At 59.1% G+C, this 26,661-nt stretch carries 23 protein-coding genes; 15 read left to right on the top strand and 8 right to left on the bottom strand.

All coding sequences use genetic code 11. From position 1 onward, the window contains the following. Positions 1-23: 23 nt before the first annotated feature. The 5 genes from bioD to ABDK74_RS07415 are packed head-to-tail and all read right to left on the bottom strand — an operon-like array spanning position 24 to position 4,515. On the bottom strand, positions 24-674 hold the full coding sequence (gene bioD, locus ABDK74_RS07435) for a dethiobiotin synthase (protein ID WP_346003326.1): 651 nt from the start codon (positions 672-674) through the stop codon (positions 24-26). Further along, a complete protein-coding gene (locus ABDK74_RS07430; RefSeq protein ID WP_346003325.1) occupies positions 671-1,465 on the bottom strand; it encodes a methyltransferase domain-containing protein in 795 nt (264 codons plus the stop codon). Before ABDK74_RS07430 ends, bioD begins: the two co-directional genes overlap by 4 nt. Then, complete coding sequence (locus ABDK74_RS07425; RefSeq protein WP_346003324.1) at positions 1,452-2,078, bottom strand: biotin synthase; 627 nt, start codon at positions 2,076-2,078, stop codon at positions 1,452-1,454. The genes ABDK74_RS07430 and ABDK74_RS07425 overlap by 14 nt, the downstream gene beginning before the upstream one ends. After that, entirely contained in the window at positions 2,075-3,253 is a 1,179-nt protein-coding gene (locus ABDK74_RS07420) for an 8-amino-7-oxononanoate synthase (RefSeq protein ID WP_346003323.1), read from the bottom strand. The genes ABDK74_RS07425 and ABDK74_RS07420 overlap by 4 nt, the downstream gene beginning before the upstream one ends. Further along, complete coding sequence (locus ABDK74_RS07415) at positions 3,250-4,515, bottom strand: adenosylmethionine--8-amino-7-oxononanoate transaminase (RefSeq protein WP_346003322.1); 1,266 nt, start codon at positions 4,513-4,515, stop codon at positions 3,250-3,252. Before ABDK74_RS07415 ends, ABDK74_RS07420 begins: the two co-directional genes overlap by 4 nt. Before the next feature lie 222 nt (positions 4,516-4,737). Between ABDK74_RS07415 and ABDK74_RS07410 the strand changes: the two genes are divergently transcribed. Further along, the gene (locus ABDK74_RS07410) at positions 4,738-4,944 is read left to right on the top strand and encodes a hypothetical protein (protein ID WP_099285674.1); all 207 of its coding nucleotides are present in this window, start codon (positions 4,738-4,740) and stop codon (positions 4,942-4,944) included. An 18-nt stretch (positions 4,945-4,962) separates the two neighbouring features. Here the strand turns inward: ABDK74_RS07410 and ABDK74_RS07405 are convergent, their stop codons facing one another. Both ABDK74_RS07405 and ABDK74_RS07400 read right to left on the bottom strand, forming a co-directional pair. Beyond that, positions 4,963-6,417, bottom strand: a complete 1,455-nt coding sequence (locus ABDK74_RS07405; RefSeq protein WP_346003321.1) for a protein adenylyltransferase SelO — start codon at positions 6,415-6,417, stop codon at positions 4,963-4,965. Between the two features lie 79 nt (positions 6,418-6,496). Next, positions 6,497-7,414 (bottom strand): LysR family transcriptional regulator, encoded by a 918-nt coding sequence (locus tag ABDK74_RS07400; protein ID WP_346003320.1) that lies wholly within the window; start codon positions 7,412-7,414, stop codon positions 6,497-6,499. Positions 7,415-7,535: 121 nt separating this feature from the next. On the opposite strand from ABDK74_RS07400, the gene ABDK74_RS07395 reads away from it, so the two are divergent. The 8 genes from ABDK74_RS07395 (at position 7,536) to ABDK74_RS07360 (ending at position 20,257) form a co-directional block, all read left to right on the top strand. Then, positions 7,536-8,309 carry an SDR family oxidoreductase gene (locus tag ABDK74_RS07395; RefSeq protein ID WP_346003319.1) on the top strand — a complete coding sequence of 258 codons (774 nt, stop codon included), beginning with the start codon at positions 7,536-7,538 and terminating at the stop codon, positions 8,307-8,309. A gap of 430 nt (positions 8,310-8,739) precedes the next feature. Further along, positions 8,740-10,890: a peptidase domain-containing ABC transporter gene (locus ABDK74_RS07390; RefSeq protein WP_346004183.1), complete on the top strand. Its 2,151-nt coding sequence runs from the start codon at positions 8,740-8,742 to the stop codon at positions 10,888-10,890. A gap of 2 nt (positions 10,891-10,892) precedes the next feature. After that, the gene (locus ABDK74_RS07385) at positions 10,893-12,353 is read left to right on the top strand and encodes an HlyD family type I secretion periplasmic adaptor subunit (protein WP_194253851.1); all 1,461 of its coding nucleotides are present in this window, start codon (positions 10,893-10,895) and stop codon (positions 12,351-12,353) included. Positions 12,354-12,447: 94 nt separating this feature from the next. Further along, complete coding sequence (locus ABDK74_RS07380) at positions 12,448-14,220, top strand: tetratricopeptide repeat protein (protein WP_346003318.1); 1,773 nt, start codon at positions 12,448-12,450, stop codon at positions 14,218-14,220. 5 nt (positions 14,221-14,225) lie between these two features. Continuing rightward, complete coding sequence (locus tag ABDK74_RS07375) at positions 14,226-17,189, top strand: glycosyltransferase (RefSeq protein ID WP_346003317.1); 2,964 nt, start codon at positions 14,226-14,228, stop codon at positions 17,187-17,189. Positions 17,190-17,371: 182 nt separating this feature from the next. Further along, complete coding sequence (locus ABDK74_RS07370) at positions 17,372-18,328, top strand: hypothetical protein (RefSeq protein ID WP_194253849.1); 957 nt, start codon at positions 17,372-17,374, stop codon at positions 18,326-18,328. A 135-nt stretch (positions 18,329-18,463) separates the two neighbouring features. Beyond that, positions 18,464-19,690 carry a glycosyltransferase family 4 protein gene (locus tag ABDK74_RS07365; protein ID WP_346003316.1) on the top strand — a complete coding sequence of 409 codons (1,227 nt, stop codon included), beginning with the start codon at positions 18,464-18,466 and terminating at the stop codon, positions 19,688-19,690. A 246-nt stretch (positions 19,691-19,936) separates the two neighbouring features. Continuing rightward, complete coding sequence (locus tag ABDK74_RS07360) at positions 19,937-20,257, top strand: hypothetical protein (RefSeq protein WP_346003315.1); 321 nt, start codon at positions 19,937-19,939, stop codon at positions 20,255-20,257. A 62-nt stretch (positions 20,258-20,319) separates the two neighbouring features. Here ABDK74_RS07360 and dps read toward each other — a convergent pair whose 3' ends face one another. Beyond that, positions 20,320-20,859 (bottom strand): DNA starvation/stationary phase protection protein Dps, encoded by a 540-nt coding sequence (dps, locus tag ABDK74_RS07355; RefSeq protein ID WP_346003314.1) that lies wholly within the window; start codon positions 20,857-20,859, stop codon positions 20,320-20,322. A 363-nt stretch (positions 20,860-21,222) separates the two neighbouring features. Between dps and pstC the strand changes: the two genes are divergently transcribed. Genes pstC through ABDK74_RS07325 form a run of 6 tightly spaced genes read left to right on the top strand, consistent with a single transcriptional unit; the run spans position 21,223 to position 26,658 of the window. After that, complete coding sequence (pstC, locus tag ABDK74_RS07350; RefSeq protein WP_194253845.1) at positions 21,223-22,203, top strand: phosphate ABC transporter permease subunit PstC; 981 nt, start codon at positions 21,223-21,225, stop codon at positions 22,201-22,203. After that, complete coding sequence (gene pstA / locus ABDK74_RS07345) at positions 22,200-23,072, top strand: phosphate ABC transporter permease PstA (RefSeq protein WP_346003313.1); 873 nt, start codon at positions 22,200-22,202, stop codon at positions 23,070-23,072. Before pstC ends, pstA begins: the two co-directional genes overlap by 4 nt. 38 nt (positions 23,073-23,110) lie before the next feature. Then, complete coding sequence (gene pstB / locus ABDK74_RS07340) at positions 23,111-23,899, top strand: phosphate ABC transporter ATP-binding protein PstB (protein WP_194254083.1); 789 nt, start codon at positions 23,111-23,113, stop codon at positions 23,897-23,899. Between the two features lie 6 nt (positions 23,900-23,905). Further along, positions 23,906-24,640 (top strand): phosphate signaling complex protein PhoU, encoded by a 735-nt coding sequence (phoU, locus tag ABDK74_RS07335; protein ID WP_194253843.1) that lies wholly within the window; start codon positions 23,906-23,908, stop codon positions 24,638-24,640. Further along, positions 24,637-25,359, top strand: coding sequence for a response regulator (locus ABDK74_RS07330; protein ID WP_194253842.1), 723 nt, complete (start codon positions 24,637-24,639; stop codon positions 25,357-25,359). The genes phoU and ABDK74_RS07330 overlap by 4 nt, the downstream gene beginning before the upstream one ends. Before the next feature lie 3 nt (positions 25,360-25,362). Beyond that, a complete protein-coding gene (locus ABDK74_RS07325) occupies positions 25,363-26,658 on the top strand; it encodes an ATP-binding protein (RefSeq protein WP_346003312.1) in 1,296 nt (431 codons plus the stop codon). The last annotated feature ends 3 nt before the right edge of the window (positions 26,659-26,661 follow it).

Genomic DNA, 26,661 nt, shown 5'->3' with positions numbered 1-26,661 from the left:
TGGCACACGTCCCAGATGACACATTATTGTGAAATCTGTTGCTGCAAGACATCAAGTGACGGAACGTGCCCCGATAATTCAGAGACGACCGTTTCCGTTATCGCATCAAGCTGCGGAATCCTGAACAGGATAGGCGTTTTGCCGAAGCGCGCAACATCGCGTTCATTGCCGGGATTGGGCGGCCCGACCGGAACCACGCCCAGAACCGGAATGGCCCGCCGACGCAGGGCCTCAAGGCTCAGAAGGGTATGATTGATCGTTCCCAGCCCGCTGCGCGTAACCAGAACAACGGGCAGGGCCAGACGTCCGATCAGGTCCACGATCATCATGTCTTCCCGCACCGGGACCATCAGTCCGCCCGCGCCTTCCACGACAAGCGGTTCCGACACCTGAGGCAGGACGAGCCGCCCCGGATTGACCGTCACGTTTTCCAGATCGCCTGCTGCCAGCGGAGCGAGGGGCGCTTGAAACGCGTAGGCGGGGGGGACGATGCGGGACGGCTCCAGACCGGCCAGATCCCTCACGGTCGGTGTGTCGCCATCCTCATCCGCAAGACCGGTCTGAAGCGGTTTCCAGTAGGTGGCGTTCCAGGCGCGGCACAGAATGGCGCTGACAAGTGTCTTGCCAATTCCGGTGTCCGTTCCCGTGACGAAGACACCGCGTTGAGAACTCATGGCCGTACTCCTTCTCCAGATTTCACAAACGTCCCGATGCCGATCTGATAGGTCACGTCGGAGCTCGTGCGGTCAAAATATTGCATGACGCGACGCAGGGCGGCGATGCTGGCGGGAGTACTGTCCTGACGGGGCAGAGACGCCCCGATCTGCCGCAGACCGCGCAGGAACTCGCGCGCGCTGCCAACAGGATCGCGCAAGGTCAGCACGTCCCACGATCCGACACCACTACTGGGCCATTCGGCTTGCATGGTCGATACGGACGGATAATCAGGCACGCCGCAAGGCGCGCCCTCCGCCAGACAGGCCTGTTTCCACTCGTCCAGACTGTCTTGCAGCAGCGTCGTAACCATGAGCCGCCCTCTTGGCGCGAGGAGATTGCAGAGCCTGTGCAACCCCTCGGCCCGGTTTGAAAACCATTGCAGACACAGGCTGGAGGCGATCAGGTCGAACGGCCCCGACACGTCCGGATGTTCGGCGTCCATGACGTGAAAATGGATGTTCGCGCCTGATAGATTCTGGCGTGTCCGTGCGATCATACCGGGAGCCAGATCGCTCGCCAGCAGGTTGGCCTGCGGGAAATGTCCAGCAAGCTGAGCCGTTAAAAAACCCGTTCCACACCCGAATTCCAGAATGGAGACAGGCGCGTGTTCCGCCATTTCTTCCCGGATGCGGTCCATCAGCGCTGTGACGCAGCGACGCTGGATATGGGCGGCGGCGTCATAGGCCTCCGCTGCATCGAACCGCGCGGCGATGCTGTCGCGGCGCAGGGGGGCGTCAGGACGCGTCATCAAGTCTCCCTCGCACGAACTCCGCACAGAGTTCGGTATGGGTGAGGGGCAGGAGATGGCCGCCCGCAACCCGTTCTCCCGGCGATGTAAACCCAGCCTGCGCGGCCCCGAACGGATCGTCCGTGCCCGTCATCCAGTGCAGCCTGTTTCCCCAGTCGGCTGCCTGCGCCCGATGGTCCTGCTGCTGAAGCGCCTCCAGCCCCCGGTCCAGTGTTTCAGCATCCGGCGTGCCGGGCAGGGGCGCATCCGTTTCGCAAAGAGCGCGAAAATCGTGTAGCACGGCAACCGGATCGCGCTTCAGGCGTGCGCGCATCCGCGTCAGAACCCGCTCCGGCGTACCATTCGGGAAGTCCGATGCGGCAGTAAAACGTGAGAAACCGTTGAAAAACACCAGCCCGTCACATCCCGGCAGATCCTGCCCCAGCAGCGCCAGCGATCCGGCGGAATGTCCGATCACCAGATAAGGTGTGTCGGGCAGGGAAGGGCGATGTTCGGAGCCGAAATATCCGCAATCCACGACCTGCGCGCTCACATCCGGCAGATGCGCCAGTAGTGGTGCCCAGAAAGACGCATCGAAGCCCCAGCCATGCACAAGATAGAGCGCTCGTGTCATGCAACGTCTCTTGTCAGAGCGATGACGGCCTGCCCGAGGCGGTCGATTGCTGCATCGTCCAATCCGGCATGGAGCGCCAGTCGCAGCCGCGCGGTTCCCGCTGGAACCGTCGGCGGGCGAATGGCTACGGTCAGGAACCCGGCGTCCTCAAGTCGGGCGGCCACCGTCATGGCGCGTTCGGATTCCCCGATCAGCACCGGCACGATCTGTGTCGTGGAGTCCGCCGTGGACAGCCCGACATCGTGCAGCGTGGTCCGAAGCCGTTCCGCCTGTCCGAGCAGCCGGGCGCGTTCCTCATCCAGACTCGGCACGACGTCCAGCGCCGCATCGATCGCCCCCAGAACCGCAGGGGGCAGGGCCGTGCTGTAGATAAAGCCCGACGCATGGTTCGCCAGATAGTCGCAGAGCGGTTTCGAGCCCGCGACATAGGCGCCCATCCCGCCCAGCGCCTTGCTACACGTTCCCATCGTCAGATCGGCCATTCCGCAGGACAGTCCGCGACCCTTCGGCCCCAGAACGCCGGTTGCATGGGCCTCATCAATATAAAGGAACGCGTCCGCCCGGTCCGCCAGTGCTCGCAGCGCCGGAACGTCCGCCCGGTCTCCGTCCATGGAGAACACGCTCTCTGTCACGATCATTCGCAGTCCGGGCTTTTCGGCCTCGCGGTTCAGCAGGCTTTCCAGATGGGACAGATCGTTGTGCCGGAACCGGATCTGCCGCACGCCTGCCGCCGCGCAGCCGTGATGGAGGCTCGCGTGGTTCAGCCGGTCCGAGAACACCAGCATCGGCGCGCCCGTCCGAGCGACCGACAGGGCACACAAAGCGGGCATGACGGACGCATTGGCCTGCCAGCCCGAAGCAAACAGGATCGCGTCCTCACAGCGCTTGAAAGCCGCCATTTTCGTCTCGACCTGCCGGTGCAGGTCCAGCGTTCCGCTGACCAGTCGTGAGGCCCGCGCCCCGGTGCCGAAACGCAGCGCCCAGTCGGCAGCGCGTTCGCGCAGTAGCGGATGATCCGCCAGCCCCAGATAATCGTTGGACGACACATCCAGCATTCGCCGCCCGTCGCGGACGATCATGCCGTCCTTTCGTGTCACCGGGCGAAGGGTTCGGCGCGTACCGGCGATGTCGCGTTCGGTCAGGGCGGCTGTGAAATGGCTGTCGAACAGGCTCATGCGCCCTCCCGCAACACGTCCACGATGGCCGTCGTCAGGCGCGTGAGTTCTTCAGGTTTGATCGTGAAGGCGGGCGTCAGATAGACGATGTTGCGGAAGGGCCGGATCCAGACGCCGCGCTCCACGAAGGCGCGACGCAGGGCATCCGGGTTGTCCGGCGTCTCAAGTTCCACGACGCCGATGGCGCCGAGAACGCGCACGTCCTTCATACCGGGCAGCGCACGGCAGGGTTCGAGTTCCCGCGCAAGCTGGGCCGAGATCGTCGCCACCTGTTCCAGTCTCGGCTCGGATTCGAACAGATCCAGTGAGGCATTGGCAACCGCGCAGGCCAGCGGATTGGCCATGAAGGTCGGTCCGTGCATCAGGGCGTGTCCGGCGCTGTCGGACAGGAAGGCCTCGAAGACATTCCGCCGGGCCACAGTGGCCGCCAGCGCCATGGTGCCGCCTGTCAGGGCTTTGGAAAGCGCTATGATGTCCGGCACGATCCCGGCTTGTTCGCAGGCGAACATTGTTCCCGTACGGCCGAAGCCGGTGAAGATTTCGTCGAGGATCAGCAGGATTCCATGACGGTCACACAGGGCCCGCAGACGGCGCAGAACTTCGGGGTCATGGAACAGCATCCCGCCTGCGCCCTGGACGAGAGGCTCCGTGACCATGGCTGCGATGCTGTCGCCGCGTTCCGCCAGCAGAGCTTCAAGCCGCGCCATACTGTCCGTATCCACGGGCAGATCGGCCAGAACCTGCTCGGGCAACACGCCTGCGAACAGGCTGTGCATCCCTTCTTCGGGGTCGCAGATGGACATCATACCCAGCGTGTCGCCGTGATAGCCGCCGCGGAAGGACAGAATTTTCGTCCGGCCCGTGGTTCCACGGTTGATGTGGTACTGCACGGCCATCTTGATCGCGACCTCCATCGCGACCGATCCGGAATCGGTGAAAAACACGCGCTCCAGATCCCCCGGCAGCAGCGCCGCCAGCCGCGCGGCCAGATGGATGGCGGGTTCGTGGACCATGCCTCCGAACATCACATGCGGCATCTGCCCGGCCTGACGGACCAGCGCTTCATGGATGTGCGGATGGCTGTAGCCGTGACACGCCGTCCACCACGCCGCCACGCCGTCCACAAGCTCGCGCCCGTCCGCAAGCGTGATCCGGCTGCCGGATGTGCGGGCGGCTTTCACGGGGAAGGGGGCAGTCTGCATCTGTGTGTAGGGCAGCCACAGATGGGGGAGGTCAGCGGCGGTATGAGGGGTGCGAGGCATGGTTTGCGTTTTCCCGCATGGTTTGGGGTGAGTCCATCCCCCTGTCTCCTGTGACGTCATAGAGAAAGGCGGGATCGTTCCGCAGGCGGGACGCCGTATCATAAAAGGGTCACGTTTTGTCAGGCAACGATGTGGCATGAGGCCCGTTAGTGACGCGTTCCTAAAAGAACGTGGAAACATTCTGTGCTCCCGACGCGGGAGCCATGACGAGGTTGAAGACCAATGCTGAGTTCCAAGGTCATTCATGTCGATGGCGTCTTTCTGGGGACAGCCATTATGACGGGAAGCCTGAACACCCTGCGGTTTTATGCGACGCATGAGAGCGTGCGTGCGTTGCACAATGCCTGCATGTCTGATTTCGGGGCGCTTTATGCCCAGGTCAAAAGCCTGTTCAACCGCAGCCGTATGCTGACGCCGCAGCCAGCCTGATTCTGTTTTTGCGGCGCATCAGGTGCCGCAGAAGGTGTTTTTCACTTGCTCATGAGCGGTCGGCGGGGCTTCGAACCCGTCAGCTCTGTCTTCAAACGGATGCGACAGAGCCTCGGTCAGACGATGGAACGGCGCATAATTGCCCGCCACGGCTGAGCGGATCATCTCTTCGATCCGGTGATTGCGCGGGATGATGCGCGGATTCGTGGCCTGCATGTCGGCGTGACAGGCCTCTGCGGAGCGCTCTTCCCGATCCAGCCGTGCCTGCCAGTCCCCGATCCACGCCTCGATTTTTGAACCCGGCTCGAACAGCGACACGACGTCCTCTGTTCGGCCGCTCAGAACAACGTCCCCAAGCCTGCGGAATGTGAGCGTGAAATCCGCCTCTCCGCGATGCATGGCCGTTAGCAGACGCCCCGCCAGCCGGGCATCTCCGTCTTCTTTAAGGGCCAGCCCCAGCTTCCTGCGCCAGCCACCGAGATAGGCCTCGTTGAAGACACCATCAAAACGCATCAGCGCGCTTTTGGCCTGTTCAACTGCCCGTTCGTGGTTGGAATCCAGGAGCGGCAGGAGGGTCTCTGCCAAGCGCCCGAGATTCCACAAAGCCATGTCAGGCTGGTTCCCGTAGGCATAGCGGCCGTTCTGATCGATGAAGCTGAAAACCTTTGCCGGATCATAAGCGTCAAGAAAGGCGCAGGGGCCGAAGTCGATGGTTTCCCCTGCGATGGACATGTTGTCCGTGTTCATGACGCCATGAATGAACCCGACCAGCATCCACCGCGCCACCAGTTCCGCCTGTCGGGCCGTTACGGCTTCAAGAAATGCCAAGTAGGGATTTTCGGCTTCCGACAGCTCCGGATAGAGACGCCCGATGACGTGATCCGCGAGAATGCGGACGCTCTGTGTGTCGCCCTGCGCCGCGAAATACTGGAACGTCCCGACCCGCACATGGCTGGACGCGATCCGCACGATGACGCCGCCGGGCTGCATCGTCTCGCGCATCACGCTTTCGCCCGTTGTCAGGGCGGCCAGCGCGCGCGTGGTCGGAATGCCGAGCGCGTGCATGGCCTCGCTCACCACATATTCCCGCAGCACCGGTCCCAGAGCCGCCCGTCCGTCTCCGCGTCGTGAAAACGGCGTCGGCCCGGAGCCTTTGAGATGAATGTCCCGAAGCTGCCGCGCCCGATCCGTGACTTCTCCGACCAGCATCGCCCGCCCGTCTCCGAGGCTTGGAACGAAATGCCCGAACTGATGCCCCGCATAGGCCATTGCCACCGGAGGTGTGCCATCCGGTCGGCTTCCCTGACTCAGAAATGCAAGTCCCGGAGGGCTGCGGAGCCAGTCCGGGTCCATTCCCAGTTCCCGCGCCAAGGGCTCGTTCAGGGCCACGATCTGCGGATTGTGGAACGGCGCCGGGGAGAGGGGGGCGGAAAACTGCTCGGGCAGGGACGCATAGATGCGGGAAAGCTGCATCGGAGATCCAATCAGGACTGGAAAAGTCTGTCTTTAGATGGCCCACAGAAGTCCAAAAGGGAAGAGCTGTCTTCTTCGTTCAGTCCTGGAGTTCAACTGGGAAGCAGTGCTGCTCCAGAAGCCCCGTCAGCCACTCCGTAAAGACTTCGAGCCTGCGGGAGAGATGCTTTCTGTGTGGAAAAAGCAGCGTCATCGGCAAGGATGCGGCCCGCCATTGCGGCAGTACGTCCACAAGTTCTCCACGCCGGAGATGAGGAAGAACATCATAGGCTGGCAACTGCGCGAGGCCGAGGCCAGCCAGACAGCAGGCGACCGCCCCTTCCGCGCTGTTCACCGTTACGCGTCCCTGAACGGCACGGCTTTCCTCCCGTCCGTCCCGCTCCCATTCCCATGCCTCGATCCGCCCGGTGGATGGCGAGGCATAGAGAACGGCCTGATGGGCTGACAGGTCATCCGGCGTCAGAGGAATGCCGAAACGCTCCAGATAGGACGGGCTTGCGACATTGAAGACTGGCAGAAGGCCGAGCCTGCGCCCGATCAGACTGGAATCCTGCAAGGGGCCGACCCGGAGCACGCAGTCGGTCCCGTCTTCGGCCAGATTGATACTGCGATCTGTCATGCCGAGCTCGATATTGAGCCCCGGATACTGCTCCAGAAACGCGGGCAGGACGGGTGCCACCACCAGCCGCCCGATCCGGCTGGGCAGGTTGACCCGCACATGACCGCGCGTTTCCGAACTGTGAAGCCGGAACTGGTTCTCGGCTTCCTCGAAATCGCCCAGAAGCCGCAGGGCTGTCTGCTGAAATCTCTGTCCGTCATCGGTGAGCCTTACGGAACGCGTCGTCCGCGCCAGCAATTGCGTGTCGAGCCGGTTTTCCAGCTCCTGAATGGCGGTCGAAACCGTGGAGCGGGGCATCTGGAGCGTATCAGCCGCATGTGTGAAACTGCCGCTTTCCGCAACGCGGATGAAAATACGAAGCAGGTCGATCCGGTCCATGGTGTCTTCCGTGTGTCTGTTCGGATTTTCTGACATATGATGTCAGAATTTCATGCTTTTTCCAGATTTATCGACAAATCATAGTCCCTTTCATCATCCATTAACGCGAGGATATCCTCTCATGGCCGATCACAGCATCAAGGGAAAAACCGCTCTCATCACGGGAGGCGCCAAAAATCTCGGCAGACTGATCGCTCTGGATCTCGCCGCTCAGGGCGCGGCTGCCATCGCTATTCATTACAACAGCGCCGCCACGAAAGCGGAGGCGGACGCAACAGTGGCGGCGCTTACGAAGCTCGGTGTTCAGGCACAGGCGTTTCAGGGCGATCTGACTACTGCCGGAGCGAATTCCAGACTGTTCGAAGAGGTTGTTGCAGCCTTCGGGAAGCCTGATATCGCCATCAACACAGCCGGAAAAGTTCTTAAGAAGCCAATCCTCGAGACATCCGAGGGCGAGTATGACGAGATGTTCGCGGTCAACGCGAAAGCCGCCTATTTCTTTATCAAGGAAGCCGGACGTCATCTGAACGATAACGGCAAGCTGCTCACGATCGTGACGTCCCTGCTGGGTGCTTATACGCCGTTCTATTCCACCTATGCCGGCTCGAAGGCTGCCGTCGAACATGTGACACGCGCGGCGTCAAAAGAATTCGGAAGTCGCGGCATTTCCGTCAATGCCATTGGTCCGGGTCCGATGGACACGCCCTTCTTCTACGGTCAGGAAGCGCCTGAAGCCGTGGCCTATCACAAGACCGCAGCCGCGCTGTCGTCACTGAGCCGGACTGGCCTGACGGATATTGAAGATATCGTCCCGATCGTTCGTTGCCTGGTTTCGGACGGCTGGTGGATGACTGGTCAGACAATTCTGGTCAATGGTGGCTATACGACGAAGTAATGGGTTTCCAGTCTTGGGCGCGCAAGAAAAGCGTGCCTTCAAGACTGGAATGCCTTGATAAAAACAGCAGGAATGAAAGGCCTTGACCGGGAATAACGAGACCCGGATTCGAATTTTCTAATGTTATGCGGGTCTTTGATAAAGCGGCCTGCGTGATAATTGATGTTGTTCCCAAAGCTGTTAATGAGTTTTTGATCCTCCTGGACTATGCTGATGTCAGGTATTTTTCCGTTCCGGCCTGTAGGGGTGGTGACGGAAAAGAGAGTCTTCTCTATTCATGAGAAAATAAACTGGCGTTCCTGCCTTGGTGTCGCCTTTTGGTTCGCCCCGGGCGTAGCAACAGCATAAAGGACATTTCGTGGAGCATACCCAGAGCTTGTCAGGCCCGGGCGGAAGAGTCAGTCCGACCGTCATCCGGCTTTACGCCGTCCTGGCCGCAGCCCGTTACCACGGTCTGGAACTGGATATCCGCGATTTTGCGGCTGAGCCAGGAGAGGACACACCGTCCCCCGCCACCCTGGTAAGATGGCTCAATGAACAGGGCGCCGTTGCCAAGGGTATGCGTCTTCGGTGGCGCTACCTGATCAAGATCCGCAATGCGCCGCCTGTTGTCCTGATGTTCAAGGACGGATCAGCTGGCCTCATGGTCCGTGCTGATGCTGAAAAAGGCGTGGTCTGGCTCCGCGATCCGATGGGTGGAGAAGGGGATGCGCCAGTTCCGGTCGATGAGTTGCGCCTCATGCAGGTCTGGACCGGAGATGTCCTGCTGGTCAAACGCCGTCGTGACGAATCTGAAGCAGACGCCAAGTTCGACCTTTTGTGGTTCTCCAAGATGGTGCTCCGCGAAAAGAAGGTCATGCGCGACATCGCCTTTGCGTCGCTGGTGTTGAGCATCCTTCAGATCTTTCCGGCACTGATCGTTATGCAGGTCGTCGACCGGGTGGTGAATTACCACTCCATGGCGACCCTCATTTCGCTGAGCGGCTTTGTCATTATTCTCGCGTTTTATGAAATTCTGCTGACCTACGCTCGACGTGAGCTTTCCCTGATTCTCTCTACCCGTCTGGATGCGAGAATTTCGCTGCATGCTTTTAACAGGCTTCTCGCGCTTCCACTCGAGTTCTATGAACGCGAACAGACGGGTGAGATTCTGGGCCGGTTCATGTCCGTCTTCAAGGTCAGAGACTTTCTGACCGGTCAGTTGATGACAACCCTGCTGGATCTGTTCACGCTTGTTGTGATCCTTCCTGTTCTGTTCATCCTCAGTGCTACCCTTGCCTGGATGACGATTGCCGCCGCCGGATGTATCGGTCTCATCGTGGTAATCTTCCTGCCTCCTGTCACGCGCGTTATCGGCCGACAGGTTTTGGCAGAAATGAAGCGTGGCTCTGTTCTTTACGAGACTGTCGCTGGTATCCGGACCGTCAAGACGCTGGCCCTTGAGTCGACACGACGTGAAGTATGGGATGAGCGGACGGCCGAAGTTGTCCGATGGAAGCTGGCAGCCGGACGTATGGCCAGCTGGCCGCAGACGCTTGCCATGCCATTCGAAATTTTCATCAACCGCGGCATTATCCTGATCGGTGCCTATCTGATTCTTACAAATGCAAGTTCGATTCAGGCTGGCGCGCTGATGGGCTTCATGATGCTGGGTGGGCGTGTTGCCAGTCCGCTCGTCAATCTTGCCAGACTGATGGAAGCATTCAATGAGGTCAGTGTTTCCCTCAGCGAAGCTGGAAAAGTGTTGAACCAGCCTACGGAGACCAAGGCGCTGACGACCGGAATGCGTCCTGTCATCAAAGGGGCGCTGTCTTTCGTAAATGTTGATTTCTCTTATCCGGGATCGACCACCAAGGCCCTGAATGATGTGACGTTCGATATTCCGGCCGGTACGATGCTGGGTCTGGTGGGACGTTCCGGGTCAGGAAAATCGACAGTAACGCGCCTTCTGCAAGGCGTCAGTCGTAACTACACCGGCTATCTGCGCCTCGACGGGGTGGATCTTCGGGAAATTAACCTCACCCATCTGCGGCGTTCTTTTGGTGTTGTTCTTCAGGACAACTTCCTGTTCCGTGGTACTATCCGTGACAATATTACGGCTGGTCGGCCTGGTCTGACGATCGATGATGCCATCCGGGCGGCACGCCTTGCGGGTGCTGAGGAGTTCATTGAGCGTATGCCTGCCGGCTACGACACATGGATTGAAGAAGGCTCGACCAATATTTCGGGTGGGCAGCGACAGAGACTTGCGATTGCGCGCGCTGTTATCAGTGATCCGAAGCTGATGATCCTGGATGAGGCGACTTCGGCTCTGGACCCGGAATCTGAAGCGCTCGTCAACGCCAATCTGCAACGGATCGGCAAGGGGCGTACGATGGTGATTGTTTCCCATCGTCTTTCCTCTCTCGTGAACTGCCATCAGATCGCTGTCATGGATAAGGGTAAATTGGTCGATATCGCACCGCACAAGATTCTGCTCGAACGCTGCGAGATTTACCGGATGCTCTGGCTTCAGCAGAACCGGCACATGACAGATAACGACGTTCCTGGCACAGCCGGGCAACTGACTGAAGGAGAGTAATCATGAGCTCTTCCGACATGATTCCGAAAGATGATCGGACGCCCCAGCAGGGTGACGAAGATTTCAACCAGCATATTCCGCGCTCTGCCGCGGATCCGTTTGCTCCTGATGATATTCCGCTGGCGCTGTTGGAATTCCACTCACCGACAGCCGGGCTCGTCAATCTTCCGGCCACGCCCTCAGCGCGTTACGTTATCCTGCTGATCGGGGGGCTGTTTATGGCGTCCCTGGCCGCCATGGCATTTTTCCCGATCAACCGTGTTGTTTCAACGCCTGGACGCCTGATTTCCACGCAGCCGACGATTGTTGTGCAGCCGCTAGAAACGGCAATTATTCGTTCGATTGATGTGCGGGTTGGCGATTTCGTGAAGAAGGGCCAGGTTCTTGCCCATCTCGATCCGACCGTTACCGAAGCTGACATCACGAACATGCGGATGCAGCGCGATGCCTATCAGGCGGAATATAACCGCCTGAAAGCAGAAGCTGCCGGTCAGGACTACAAGGTCGATCTGAACGATCCGGCATCTGTGGAGCAGGGGGCTGCATTCCTGCGCCGCAAGGCCGAATATCAGGGCCATATCGAAAACTACGATCAGCAGATCGCCGGTCTTCAGAGCGACATTCAGGGTTACCGTGCCAATGCGGCCATGTATGGCAGCAAGATGCGGGTTGCGTCCGAAGTCCTTCAGATGCGTCAGCGGGAACAGGCTGATCAGGTCGGATCCCGTCTTTCAACCCTCGGTGCCCAGACCGAAATGATGGAAGCCGAGCGCGCGGAGATATCCGCCCAGCAGAGCGCCAATTCTGCCGAGAAAAAGCTGGCCGCCATGAAGGCGGAACGTGACGGTTATATCGGGAATTGGCAGGCCAAGATTTACTCGGAACTGACGGAAGCTGGTCATCATCTGTCGGAATATCGCAGTTCATTTGAAAAAGCCCGACTACGTCAGGATCTTGTTCTTCTGCGTGCTCCGGAAGACGGTATTGTCCTGACTATCGCGCAGGGATCGGTCGGCTCTGTTCTTCAGTCTGCGGGGCAGTTCATCACCCTTGTTCCCACAGGATACGGACTGGAGATGGAAGCCGTGATGCGGTCACAGGACGTAGGTTTCGTTCAGGTCGGAGACCACGCAATCCTGAAATTCTCGACGTTTCCTTACGAACAGTATGGGGGTGCAGAAGCAACGGTTCGTGTCATCAGTGCCGATGCTTTCACGCCATCGTCGCAGAATGGTGCAGCTGGTGGAAATGGAGGTGCGTCTTCAGAAGATTCCACTGCGTTGGGCGTTTATCGTGTTCGTTTGCGGATTGACCGTTACACGCTGCATGGTCAGCCTTCGTTCTTCCATCCTATGCCGGGCATGTCTTTGACTGCTGATATCGACGTCGGAAAACGGACCGTACTGCAGTATCTGTTCAACAACCTTACGCCTGCCCTTACGAATGGTATGAGGGAGCCGTAACAACGAACTTGAGCGTTTCTAAAAACACTCAAGTGGAACGCCCGGCAAAGTTCGGGCGTTCCAACATGACAGTGATTCAGGACCCGTGCTGCCCATGTCATTCAAATCTCGCCTTGCTGCTCTGTTTTCGTCAAAAGGGAAGCTGGAATACGCGATCCGTCTGACGGAAAGTGGGAAGACGGTTCAGGGATTTGCTCTTTTCAGTCGCCTCGCGGCGACTGGAGACGGGGAAGCCTCCTTCCGTGTCGGGCGTGCCTATCTGGATGGGATCGGCGTTCCTCCCAGTCTGGGAGATGGAGCCCGCTGGATCTATCAGGCTGCCCAAGCGGGGCATACTGAAGCCGCCTTCGTTCTGGCAACGCTTTATACGGTAGGGCTTCCGGAAGGGTTTGAAATTCAGTCAGTCCGCGATGGACTGGATCTTTCTCACGTTCCAACCTCTGGTCCCAGACATCCGGATTTTCATCTTGGCCTCCATTGGGCCAAAATCGCTGCGGAAGCGGGCTCTCCGGATGCACAGGCGCTTCTGGGCTATATTCTTACGAGTGGGCCTGAAGACCTGCGGGATCTGTCGCAGGCCCGTTCATGGTACGACCGTTCTGCTACTGCCGGATGTTCGCAGGGGCATCTGGGGGTGGCGCTTTCCATTCTCGATACTGCCCGGACAGATGAGGAGCTTTCTTCTGCCGCCCGTCATTTGATGGAAGCGACGAAAGGAGGTCTTGGGACGGCGTTTGATATTCTTGGCCGGATGTATGAATCGGGTTCGGGCGTGCCGCGCGATCTCGGCAAGGCTGCCAGCTATTTCCACCAGGCCGCAGAACGCAATATCGTTACTGCGCAGGCCCGGTACGGCTTGATGCTTCTGGAAGGCACCGGGATAGGCCGACATTATGGACGTGCGGAAACCTGGTTGAAACGGGCCGCGACAAATGGTGACACCCAGTCTGCTGCCTTGCTTGGCGATCTGTGCGCCAATGGTGGAGATCTGCCGCCCAATCTCGTCGAAGCATCTAAATGGTATCGGCTGGCCGCAGAACAGAAACACGCCGGCGCCGCGCGGGCTTTGGGGCTGTTGTATCTGACCGGAAACGGGGTGCATCAAGACCCTGATGTCGCATCGCACTGGTTCAAAATCGCTTCTGAATCCGGGGATGTGCATGCAGATGCTGATTTTGGAAACCTGATCCTCGCAGGAGCCGCAGCCACATCTGATGAAAAACAGGCTCTGCACGCCCGTTTTGAAAAAGCGGCTGAAAAAGGCGATCTGGTAGGGGCTTACAATCTCGGCGTATGTTTTGCCGAGGGCGTGACTGGTGAACAGAACGGGCGCGAGGCTGCACGCTGGATGCAGAAAGCTGCAGACGGTGTGGTGAACGCCCAGTACTGGTATGGCAGAATGCTGCTTGAAGGGCGCGGCGTACAACCCGATCCAACACAGGCGTTGTACTGGATGGAAAAGGCTGCGGACGCCGGCATGGCCGAGGCTCAGGTTGCGGTTGCCGGGCTGCTTGTTGACGGAAACGTCAACGGACGTCGGGATCATGAGAAAGCCTTGGCGCTGTACCAGAATGCTGCTGAAAGCGGCAATGTGGACGCTATGTTCTCATTGGCAGCGCTTTATGGTGGGGGACATGATATCCCCGAAAACCGGCCTCAGGCGCAGATATGGTTCCGCAAAGCCGCGCAGCGCGGTAACGGGCTGGCACAGATGATGCTGGGGCGTTACCTCTGTCGTGGACTGGCCGGTGTGACGGACCCGGTTGAAGGGCGAATCTGGCTGGAACGTGCGAAAGCACAGAATATCAAGGATGCAGAAACAGAACTGGCCCTTCTGGATGAAGCGCAGCCCGATGACGATGACTGATCTGCGTGTCTTCTGACCGTTCCGCATCCAGCGAACAGAAACTGAGTGCGTCATTCGCGGGCTTTGGTCGGGCTGTCAGCGAAGAAGACCGGCTCCGGTGGCGCGAGGCCATGAGCCGCAGAGCGCAGGAGGCTTTTGCCAGAGGACAGGCCGCCCTTCAGACGGGCAATACCTCTCTGGGTCTGTTCTGGCTGGAGCGGGCAGAGAGGATGTCCCGACATAATCCCAATCTGAAATGGTCTGTCGGGCTGGCCTGCCTGTCGGCCGGGCGGATCAGTGACTGTCTGGTGCGAATGGAGGATTTGCGTCAGGATTTCGGTCTGCGGGAAGCGGCGTTTCTGGAGGTGATCTGCCTTGTGCGGCTCGAGCGCATGGAAGAGGCCATCCACAGAATGCAGGCAGCTCTTTCGCGTTTCCATGCTACACCGCAAACGCATTCTCTGGCCAGACAGATCGCTGCTGCGGCGGGACGTCCGGGTTGGATGACCGCATCCAATACAGATACCGTTTTCATCGAAGTCTCCCGACCATTCAGACTGTTTCTGGACGGGCAGGAACGGATTGAGGGAAACGAAGGCGGCACATACGATTTGCCGGAAGGCTGGCGTTCGGCCCGCTCTTTGGAAGTGCGTGTTGGTCGTCGGCATGTTCTCGGCAGTCCGTTGGATATTGCTGTCCTGACGCGATGTGAATCTTTTGTTGAAGCAGCGTCCGATGGCCTGAGAGGCTGGATCTGGGCTCCGGCTGAGCCTGAATACAGCCCTCGTATCACTCTCTGGGATGGGTCTTCCTTCCGGGCCGAGACATTCGCAGAGGATGTGGACAGTGACATTCCTCTGGCCCGCACGAAGGTTTTTCATATCCCGACCAGCAATGTTCCAGAAAGCGATACTGGTCCTCTGGCACTGCGCGACGAAAACGGACGTCTGTTGACGGGAGCCCCGGTGGATCCGCTCGTAGGGAGGCTGGCGGCGGGGTGGCGGGGCGGCCTTCCGGTCCGGCTGCGGCCCGTGAAAGTCAGACCCAAGAAGTCGCGTCCGTGCTGCCCCCGAGTAAGTCCTGGATGTGCGGTCGTAATCCCGGTTTACGCAGATCTGCGTCGGACGATGGCCTGTTTGCGCACTGTGCTGGCGACATGCCCGGCCGATGTATCGGTGATCGTCGTAGACGACGCGACCCCCGAGCCTCGTCTGGCACAAGCGCTTGATGAACTGGCAGCGGAAGGCCGGATCGTTCTGATCCGCCATTTCCAGAACCAGGGTTTTCCGATCTCCGCCAATGACGGCATGCGGGCGGCGGAGGGAAGGGATGTTCTGCTGCTCAACAGCGACACGCTCGTTCCAGCAGGCTGGGTTGAACGGATGCGGGCAAGGTTGGCCTTCACCAATGTCGGAACGGTGACGCCATTCTCCAATGACGCGACGATCCTGTCCTATCCCGCCGTAGATCGTCCTAATCCGGTTCCGTCACTTGCGGACATGCGGGCGCTGGACCGGCTGTGTCAGGAGACATTCAAAGCAACGGGCAAGACCTCTTGTGACGGGCCGGATCTCCCTACCGCTCATGGGTTCTGTATGGCGATTTCCGCAGACTGTCTGGCCGAGATTGGTCTGTTTCGGGAGGATCTGTTCGGTCAGGGGTATGGTGAGGAAAACGACTTTTGTCTTCGGGCGTCTGCGGGCGGTTTTCGACATCTCCCCGCACCCGAACTGTTTGTCGCCCATATCGGATCGGTGTCATTCGGGACGGCGGGAAAGTCTCTTGGCGCACGAAATCTGAAGATCCTTAATGCCCTGCATCCCGGCTATGATCTTCTGGTGAAGCGCTTTATCGACGCCGATCCGCTGCATGCAATGCGGCGTAGCTTGGATATTACACGTCTGATCCGCGTGGCCGAGGGCAGGGCTGCTATCCTGATGGTGCAGCATGATGCGGGAGGTGGCGTAGGGCGGGTGGTGCGTGAGCGCTCGGAGGTGTTCGAGGCTGAGGGTGGCTTTGCGCTTGCTCTGCGCCCCCATGAACAAGGATGTTGTCTGGAAGATGCTTTGGACGACAAGCGCTTCCCCAACCTGACGTTCCGCCTTCCCGAGGAGCTTCCGTGTCTGCTGGACGTGCTTCGGGTCGTGCGGGTCCAGGTCGTCGAATGGCATCATCTGATAGGTCATGCACCCTGCGTCAGAACATTACATGAGCGGCTTGGGGTGCCGTATGACGTGTTTATTCACGACCATGTCTGGTTTTGCCCCCGTATTTCGCTCTGCGATGGGGAGGGGCGTTATTGTGGCGAACCGGACATAACGGGATGTGAACAGTGTGTGACACGCTGGGGGAGTTATCTCGGAGAAGAGATTTCGGTTCCTGATCTTGTGGCACGCTCAGGACAGGAGCTGTCTGGCGCCCGCAGACTCATGGCGCCTTCTGAAGACACTGTGCGTCGGATCAGGCGGCACTTCCCTAGCGTAATCATTGAAGTTGTCGCACTGGAAAATGATGCTACGCTTCGCAAGAGTATCCGGACAGGTCATCACGCCGCATACGGGCAGCCGCTGCGGGTTTGTGTCGTGGGTGGGATCAGTCGTTGGAAAGGGTATGATGTCCTGCTGGCGCTGGCCACCGAGATCCAGAAACACCGCCTGCCGATTGAGCTTTCTCTGGTTGGGCACACGCATGATGATGATGCCCTGATGTCGCTCGGAGTGCGGGTTACGGGTGAATATCGTGAAGACGAAGTGGAGGCCCTGATCCGTCAGCAGCAGCCGGATGTCGGGCTGATTCCGTCTATCGCGCCGGAGACCTGGTGCTATGCTCTGGGCCATGTCTGGCGTAGTGGTCTGGAGGCGGTCTGTTTCGATCTGGGAGCACAGGGAGAGCGGGTCGCGCGAAGCGGAACTGGTCTGGCTGTACCGCTTGGGATACCGCCGTTTCAGCTTGCCATGATCTTGATTCGGCGTTGGGGGACGTTTCAGTGAGGGATGGTTTACCTTTTCTATCGAAACAGTCCATTATGGTGCTTGAACAGAAACCGGTATTTGTCGAAAGCTGTTGCAACATATCGTCGGAATACCGTCCACAACTGTGACGACCATTCGTGACAGTCCAGAAACATGCCAGTATTATTGCCCGCAAGAACGGATGCAATTGGGAGTAGGGAATGTCTAACGCCGCCGAAGCACCACGACAGAACCGGGTCATCGACCTTAAGGCCGGGGCACATATGATGGTGCTGGATGCAGGAATTTTCTGCATCTTCCATGCTGCTGGTCAGGCTCCTGCAGGTCCTGCCGGATTGCCGGGCGTCCGGATTTCGCGTGCGCCGGGTACGCCTCCCGGGATCGTGACCGTCAGCACCTTTGAAGAAGATGGCTGGATCGGTGGTTCAAACGGCGCTGCTCTGGTGCGGGTCATGCGTGGTCCGGCCGCTGTTTTGGTGACGACGTATCAGGAGCCTGACAGCCTCCATGCGGCACCCCGTCTGCAGGTTGCACAGCTTGCCGGTCCTGTGACTACAGCACCTGCTCAGGCTGCTGTTCCAGAGGCTGCTCCCGCGTCTCCGATTGTTGAAAAGGCTGAAGCTGCGGCGGAGCAGGATGTTTCCAAGGACATTTCGGCACATATTCAACGTCGTGGCGATGTGACGGGTGGTATCGGGCACTGGATGGGCGTTCCAGGCAGCCAGGGTTGGATCGAGGGATTCAGTGTCGCTCCCGAAAATGGCGTTCCGGCTTCTGACATTGAATATCAGGCAGTCCTCGGCAAGGGGTGGCTTTCCCCTTGGGCTGAAGGCGGTCAGTATTGTGGGTCGCGTGGCATGGCGCTTCCTATCCTTGGGTTGCGCGTTCGCCTGAAGGGCGAATCCGCGAAAACATTGAAGGTTCGCCTTACGGCTTCCTTCACGGATGGAACACGTCTTGGCCCTGTTGATGGGTCAGAGGCGCTGGAAGCTGAAAGCCTCGCCCCGCTGGAGGCCTTCCTCCTTGAAATCGTGCCTGAGAAAGAGACACAGGAAACTCCTGTAAAAGCTGCTCCGAAGGCCCGCGCGGCAAAAGCCGCTGATGCTCCGGCCAAACCCGCCGCATCCAGAAAGCGCAAATCTGCCGCGGCTTCCTGACTGCCATTGAGGCCTGACGCAGTGACCGGGGAAGGAACCTTTGTTCCCCGGCCGCTTTGAAAGTCTCTGTCATTCGCTGTCTTCTCCGTGCGCGAACAGGACTTCACGGAGATTTCCAGTCGCTCCGGAGAAAACGTGCGTTACTTATTCGTTCATCAGAATTTTCCCGGGCAATTTCTTCATTTTGTCCGTCATCTTCTCGCACAGGGTCACGAGATCGTCTTTATTTCGGAGGCGAACAATAACCATATTCCCGGTGTCAGACGCGCCATTTACCGCGTCCCGCGCCTGCCTTCGATGGAGACGCATCCCCATCTGAGAGAGTTTGAGTATGGCCTGCTCCGTGCCGAAGCCGTTGCAACTGCGGCACGCACGCTCAAGGGCTTGGGCTATGAGCCTGATATTATTGTCGGACATCACGGCTGGGGTGAACTTCTTAATCTGTGCGATGTCTTCCCCGGTTGCCCGATCCTCGGATATTTCGAGTTTTTCTATCACGCAGATCAGAATGACGTAGGGTTTGATCCGGAGTTTCCGCCTTCTGCGGAGCTGGCAGCTGCTGTGCGGGTCAAGAATTCAATTAATCTGCAGGCGCTTTGTCTGACAAACGGTTATGGTCAGAGCCCCACAAAATTCCAGCGCGAAACCTATCCTGAATGGGCGCGGGAGAAAATTTCCCTGCTGCGGGAAGGGGTTAATCTGGATCTCTGTTCGCCCGAGCCTCAGGCCAAACGGCGCAATCTCGTCGTGAACGGCGTCCGGATCACACCCAAAGATGCACTTGTCACTTATGTTGCGCGGGACCTTGAGCCTTATCGGGGGTTCCATGTGGTCATGCGTGCGCTCCCGCGTATTCTGGCCGAACGCAAGGATGCACAGATCATTCTTGTGGGGGGAGACAGGGTCAGTTACGGCACACTTCCTCCCGGCGGTGGAAGCTGGCGTGAATTCATGTTGCGCGAACTGGAGGGTAAGCTGGACCTCAATCGTGTGCATTTTGTCGGAAAGGTCGAATACGATGATTTCCGAGCCTTGCTGCGGCGTTCGGATGCTCATTTGTATCTGACCTATCCGTTCGTTGCGTCCTGGTCCCTGCGTGAAGCCATGGCGACAGGTTGTCCGGTTATCGGGAGCGATACAGCGCCGGTCAGGGAATTCATCACGCATGATGTCACAGGGCGTCTGGTGCCGTTTTTGGACTCAGACGCAATTGCGGAAGCAACATTGCAGCTTCTGGATGATCGCCGCAGCGCTCGTCGATTGGGGCAGGAAGCCCGACGCTATGCTGAGGCCGAACTGTGCTTGAATGATTATCTGGATCGCTATGACGAGCTGGTTGAGCGGATCATGAAGACGAAATGACGTCGAAAGGCAAAAAACAGGAATTCGATTTCCTTTTGTTGCCGTTTCTGACGGCAAAACTGACTAATTTCCGCATGTGGCATCGGTCAAACATGATGAAGCGCGCAGGTCATGGTTAAGAACGAAGTTGTTTCGGCTATAAAAAACTCCCTGAGGAGTTGGGTTTGCAGAAAGGACGTATCGTCCCATCCTGCCCTGCTTACAGACTCCGATTTTCACGCTCTTGCTGTTGCGACAACAGAGGGAATGGCTGAGACGCCGTCTTTGGAGGGTGTGAGGGAATGGGGCAGTTTGAAAGAGCTGACAAAAAACTGGATCGTTCACCAAAGGCCCCACGTTGAGCCGGGGCCATTAGGAACCAGTGATTTTGAGCATCTGGCGGCTTTGACTACGGCGGCCCTGTCAGAAGAACAATCGGCTTCTGCTTCTGCTTCTGCTTCTGTGTCGCATGAGTCGCTACAGGACAGTTCCGAAGCCTGCCTGCTTCCGCATTCGGATGCGAATTTTCAGCTTCATGACCCTACACAGCTTGTTTTCGCCCGGGAGCATCTTGAGCGCTGTCTCTGAATATTAAAAGGCCCCGCAGAAACCTGCGGGGCCTTTTAATATGTTTATGAAGATCGTCCAGATCAGCTACGGCTACCCTTGTGGTCGCCATCACGCATCTGGCCGGTAGGCTCCTGAACATGGGCTTCAAGAAACCACAGGTGCTTGTCGAGGCCACGGGACACTTCCGTGAAGACGTCTGCCGTATCGTCATCCCCCGCTTCGTCCGTCACCTTGATGGACTCACGCATGTTGTTCGCAACTGTCGCGTAGCGGTCAATCAGGGCGGCGAGATGGTCCGCAACGCGGTAGATGTTGTTCGGATAAGGCGTGCAGGCGCTGTTCTTGGAGACGTCCTGCACGGTGCCCAGAGCCGTACCACCAAGCTGGACAGCGCGTTCGGCAACGGTATCTGAGAAATCATCGATGCTGGTGCGGAAACCATCGAGCATTTCATGGACGCCGATGAACTGCGGTCCCTTGAGGTTCCAGTGCGCCTGTTTGGTGATCAATGCCAGATCAATCAGATCTGACAGACGTGCATTCAGCGTTTCGATGGAAACATTCTTTGTGTTGTCCGCAGTGTTGTTCTGCGTCACGTGGCGGTCTGTTCTCGAAACCATGGGAATACTCCTGAACATCGGTCTGTAGCCTTTTTGGGCTGTCCGGACCGTTAAAATACCTTGGCACTCCGCTTTTGCAGCGGGGCTGCCAGTGTCCCAAACGTGTCATCCGTATGGAGGTTCCTTATCTGGGGCAGTCCTGTTTGTAAGAGGATGATTTTCTGTTTTGGAAAACTGTTTTCCCCTGCTTTTCCGAGGGTTCGACAAGGCATGTTTCGGGCGTTCGGTGCGGGGATGACATAAATCTTTCATCCGGTGTCGTTCCTGTTCCGGTTGTTCTTCCCTGACAGGAGGGCTAATGCACTGATGTGGTGGCTTCGGTCGCCGGATAACGCCCGTTTTTAAAGTCAGAGCTTTTCACGCATGACCCTTGCCACAGCCACGCCGTCCGAAGAGGCCCGCGACAAGGCCGGTGCTTCCAGAAGTGGAAGCCGCCGCAGCGGTCCTGATACCGCATTCCACTTTTTGGTGGCGGCTTCGGCGCTGCTGGTTCTCGTGGTGCTGGGCGGCCTCGTGGTCCTCATGGGGGTTGGCGGAAGCCAGGCTTTTCGGACGTTTGGTCTTGGATTTGCCGTCCATGACGTCTGGAATCCTGTCGCTGATCTTTATGGTGCCTGGGCGCCGCTGTTCGGAACGATTGTCAGTACGCTGATCGGTGTGGCGATTGCGCTGCCACTGGCCTTTGGTACGGCATTCTGGCTGACGGCAATGGCGCCGCCCCGGATCGCGGCGATCGTGGGTACGGCTGTGCAGCTTCTCGCTGCCGTGCCTTCAATCATCTTTGGTATGTGGGGCTTTTTCACCATCGTCCCCTTCATGGCCCGGACGGTTCAGCCGTTCCTGACCCATCATTTCAAGCATGTTCCGGGCATAAAATTCATCATTCATGGCGCGCCTTTTGGAACGGGTCTCATGACGGCCGGCTTGGTTCTGGCTGTCATGATCGCGCCTTTCATGACGGCAGTGATGAGGGACGTCTTTGCGGCGATGCCCAACATGCTGCGTGAAAGCGCCTACGGTCTTGGGGCCACACGCTGGGACGTGATGTGGAAGGTCGTAGTGCCGTGGTCTCGCTCTGGCATGATCGGTGCGATCGTGTTGGGTATGGGGCGCGCACTGGGTGAGACCATGGCCGTCACCTTCGTGATTGGGAATGTGACGGATGTTGGCTGGTCGCTGTTTGCGCCACGCAGCACGGTTGCATCTCTGATAGCCCTTCAGTTTCCGGAAAGTCCGGCTGGGTCGCTGCGTCTGTCTGCGCTGCTGGCGCTGGGCTTCATCCTGATGCTGCTGTCATTCGCCAGCCTGGCGCTTGCGCGGATGCTGCGGGGGAATACGAAATGAGCGATACTGTCGTCTCCACAAGCGGCTGGAAGCCCAACCCCCGTGCGGCCCGTCGCCGGAGCGCCGATCATGTGGCGACCGCTTTCGGGATGGTCATGGCCGGCATCCTCGTGCTGGTTCTGGCGTCCATTCTGTGGACTCTGCTGTCTCGTGGTCTTGCCGGTTTATCCGCTGCTGCGATCATGAAGCCGATGGGGCCGCCGGGATCGTCTTCCGGTCTGGCGAATGCCATTGTGGGCAGCCTGATCCAGACGTTCCTGGCACTGCTGCTGGCGACGCCGCTCGGGCTCGGATGCGGGATCTATCTTTCAGAATACGGCACGGACACCAATAAATTCGCATCCTGCGTCCGGTTCGTCTCGGACGTGCTGATGTCGGTGCCGTCCATTCTGGTCGGTCTGTTCGTCTATCAGGTCATGGTCGCGCCGTTCGGACACTTCTCCGCGTTGGCCGGTTCAGTCGCGCTGGCCATTCTGGCTGTGCCGATCATTGTCCGCACGACCGAGGATATGCTGCGTCTTGTCCCGACCGCCATGCGTGAAGCGGGCGCGGCCTTGGGTGCGACGCGCTGGCGAGTGACGCTCTCGCTGTGCCTGCGCTCCGCCAAGACGGGCGTTCTGACGGGCATCCTTCTGGCGCTGGCGCGGGTGAGTGGCGAGACGGCGCCGCTGTTGTTTACATCGCTGGGCAACCAGAACTGGTCCTTTAGTCTCACCCGCCCGATGGCGAGCCTGCCGGTGACGATCTACCAGTATGCTGGTGCGTCCTATGAAGACTGGGTGCAGCTTGCCTGGGCCGGTGCGCTGCTGGTTACGATGGGTGTGCTGGCCATCAATATTGCCGTCCGCGTTTCGGCGCGACGCGGATGACCCCGGGAACACTGCAGGGGATGACACAGGATTCCATGATGACCAAGACTGATCCGCAGGTGGCGAAGAGCCCTGAAGTGGCGCTGGCTGTCCGCAACCTGAATTTCTATTATGGCGAAAATCACGCTCTGCATGACATTTCGATGGATTTTCAGGCCCGTCGGGTAACGGCCATGATCGGGCCGAGTGGCTGTGGTAAATCCACGCTGCTGCGGATTTTTAATCGCATGTACGATCTGTATCCCGGCCAGCGTGCTACTGGCGAAGTGATGTTCGACGGGCGCAATATTCTGGAACATGATCTGGACCTGAATATTCTGCGTGCCCGTGTGGGCATGGTGTTCCAGAAGCCGACGCCGTTTCCGATGTCCATCTATGACAACATCGCGTTTGGCGTGCGTCTGCATGAAAAGCTGAACAAAGCAGACATGGATGCGCGCGTTCAGGACGTTCTGACACGCGTGGCGCTATGGAACGAAGTCCGGGACCGCCTGAACGCTCCCGCTTCCGGTCTTTCCGGCGGTCAGCAGCAGCGTCTGTGCATTGCGCGCTCCATTGCGACGCGCCCTGAGGTCCTGCTGCTTGACGAGCCGACCTCGGCGTTGGACCCAATTTCCACGGCGCGTATCGAAGAACTGCTTGACGAACTCAAGGAAGAATTCACGATTGCGATTGTGACACACAACATGCAGCAGGCTGCACGTTGTGCGGATCAGGTCGCTTTCTTCTACATGGGACGTCTGATTGAAGTGGACAGTGCAGACCGGATGTTCACCAATCCGAAGCAGCAGCAGACCCAGGACTACATCACCGGCAGGTTTGGATAACGCGTCATGGCTGACAGATCCCACATCGTCAAAAGCTACGAACAGGAGCTGGGCCAGCTCCGCTCCATGATGGCGCAGATGGGCGGCATCGTGGAAAATCAGGTTGCCCTTGCGCTGTCTGCTATTGCGGATCGCAACGAGGAAGCAGCCGACGCGGCGGCGCGTCAGGACCCGGAAGTGGACCAGCTCGAACGTGAGGTCGAGGGTCTTGCCATCCGTCTTCTGGCACTGCGAAGCCCGATGGCGGGCGATCTGCGCGAGATTGTGGCGGCGCTGAAAATCACGGGCGATCTGGAGCGGATTGGTGACTACGCGTCTTCCATCGCGCGCCGTTCGCTGCGGATCCGGATGCCGGAAAACCAGATTTCGCTCTCGGGTCTGCGCAGCATGGGACGCCTCGTGCAGGAAAACCTGCGCCGTTCGATCGATGCGATTACGCAGCAGGATTCCAACCGCGCCATGGAAGTCTGGCATTCGGACCGCGCGGTGGACGAATACTACACGGCCCTGTTCCGTGAACTCGTGACGTACATGATGGAAGATGCCCGCAATATCCGCGCCTGCACGGAACTGCTGTTCATCGCCAAGAACCTAGAGCGGATCGGCGATCATGCGACCAATATCGCCGAACGCGTCTTTTACGCCGTGACGGGCGATAATCTTCCGTCACTGCGGCCGCGCGGTGGTCCGACCCCTGTCCTGACGGCAACGGAAACGATGCAGGAGCCCGACGTCCGGTGAAGGGCCCATCCCCCGCGCGTGCCAAGGGGCTCGTTCTTCTGGTCGAGGACGATCCCGCCCTGCTGCTGATGACCTGCTATAATCTCGAACAGCGCGGCTATCGCGTCGAGACGGCGGAAGACGGAGAAGCGGCGCTTCTGGCGCTTGAAACGTCCCGACCAGACGCCGTCGTGCTGGACTGGATGCTTCCGGGTTTGTCCGGGCTGGATGTGTGTCGTCGTATCCGTGCCAATCCTGCCCTTCGGGACGTTCCGGTGCTGTTGCTGACGGCGCGTTCGGCCGAGCAGGATGCGATCCGTGGACTGGATACGGGCGCGGACGACTATCTGATGAAGCCGTGCAGCGTCGATACGCTTGACGCGCGTCTGCGGGCACTGCTGCGGCGGCATCAGTCTTCGTATGACCGGTTGTCCTTCGCAGACATCACGCTTGATCCCGAAACGCACCGCGTGGAGCGTGGCGGGCGGATGCTATCTTTGGGCCCCACGGAATATCGACTGCTGGACCTGCTGATCCGCAATCCGCGCAAGGTGTTCTCCCGTGAGGATCTGCTGCGCCGGATCTGGGGGCAGAATATTCATGTCGAGATCCGCACCATCGACGTTCATATCCGACGCTTGCGCAAAGCCATCAATGGGCCGGGCGAAATCGATCTGGTACGAACTGTACGTGCGGCGGGTTATGCGTTGGATGACGGCCCAACGACGGACGGCGCCTGACGGGTGTCGTCAGGAGTACTTTCCGGAGCATTGCCGGGAGGGGGGCTTCCGCCTGTAGCGGATACGCTGCCGTTGCAGGTGGGCATGGTTCTTGTCTGTGTGGCGCTCGCAGGGTGGGTACTGGCGGTTTGGCTCCTGTTGCGACAGCCGCGTGTTCCGAGCTCGCCTCCTGACGACTATCTCAAACCCGTGTCTCCGGCCGATCTGCCGGTCGATCCGCTGCCCGCCTGCGCCGTAGTTCTGGATGGGCTTGGGGCGATCGTGCAGGTCAATGAAGAAGCGGCGTCCCAGTTCGGGGAAACGGTCGGCGCGATCCTGCGTCATCCGGCGGCTCGCTCGGCCCTGTCTGCGGCTCTGCGCGTTCCGGCGCCGTCCGGGACAGCAGAGGGTAGCAGTCGTGGGGACCTGCCGCCCGTCTGTTCCACGACTTTCACGCTGGATGTGCCGGTTCCACGAACGCTTCACCTGATGCTGCGCCGTCTTCCGGGCGGCAAGGGGCAGGACAAGCGTGTTCTGGTCGTGCTGAACGATCACAGCGAGGCGCGGGCTGCGGACCGGATGCGGACGGATTTCGTGGCCCATGCCAGTCATGAACTCCGTACACCGCTGGCGTCGCTGAGCGGATTTATCGATGCATTGCAGGGGGCAGCCGGGGAAAATCCGGTCATGCGACAGCAGTTTCTCGACATCATGCGCCAGCAGTCCGAGCGGCTGAAACGGTTGATCGACCGCCTTCTGTATCTGTCGCGCGTTCAGGCTCATGAGCATCAGCGCCCGCGCGATCTGGTAGATGTGGCGGATCTGATGGCGGTGGTACTCGGGGAAGTTGCGCCGCGTTTCGAGCGGGAAGGCCGTACGCTCACTCTTGAGGTCGAGGATGACCTCATGGTGCGGGCGGACGAGGACGAGATGGTTCAGGTTCTGCTCAACCTGATCGAGAACGCCCTGCGCTATGGAGCAAAGGAAGACGAGCCCCTGACTATCACATTGTCGGCCCGGCGTGCCGTCATTCCCGATGACCGCTGGCCTGCGGATGGCGGTGTTATTCTCGGGATTGAAGACAATGGCTGCGGGATGGAGGCGCATCATCTGCCACGTCTGACGGAACGGTTCTATCGTGTCGGTGCGCCGACCGACGGAGCCGGGCAGGGGACGGGGCTGGGTCTGTCCATCGTGCGGCATATTCTGGACCGGCATGGCGGACGTCTGCGGATTGCGAGTGCGCCGGGTAAAGGCACGACCTGTCTGGTGTGGCTACCAGCAGCAGGAGCGGCACTTGCAGTTTCGCTGGTGGAATGACAG

This window comes from Gluconobacter sp. OJB (assembly GCF_039638275.1).
GTDB classification, from domain to species: Bacteria; Pseudomonadota; Alphaproteobacteria; order Acetobacterales; family Acetobacteraceae; genus Gluconobacter; species Gluconobacter cerevisiae.
The sequence above is the reverse complement of the archived record's forward strand: the minus strand, read 5'-3'. Positions and strand labels throughout refer to the sequence as shown.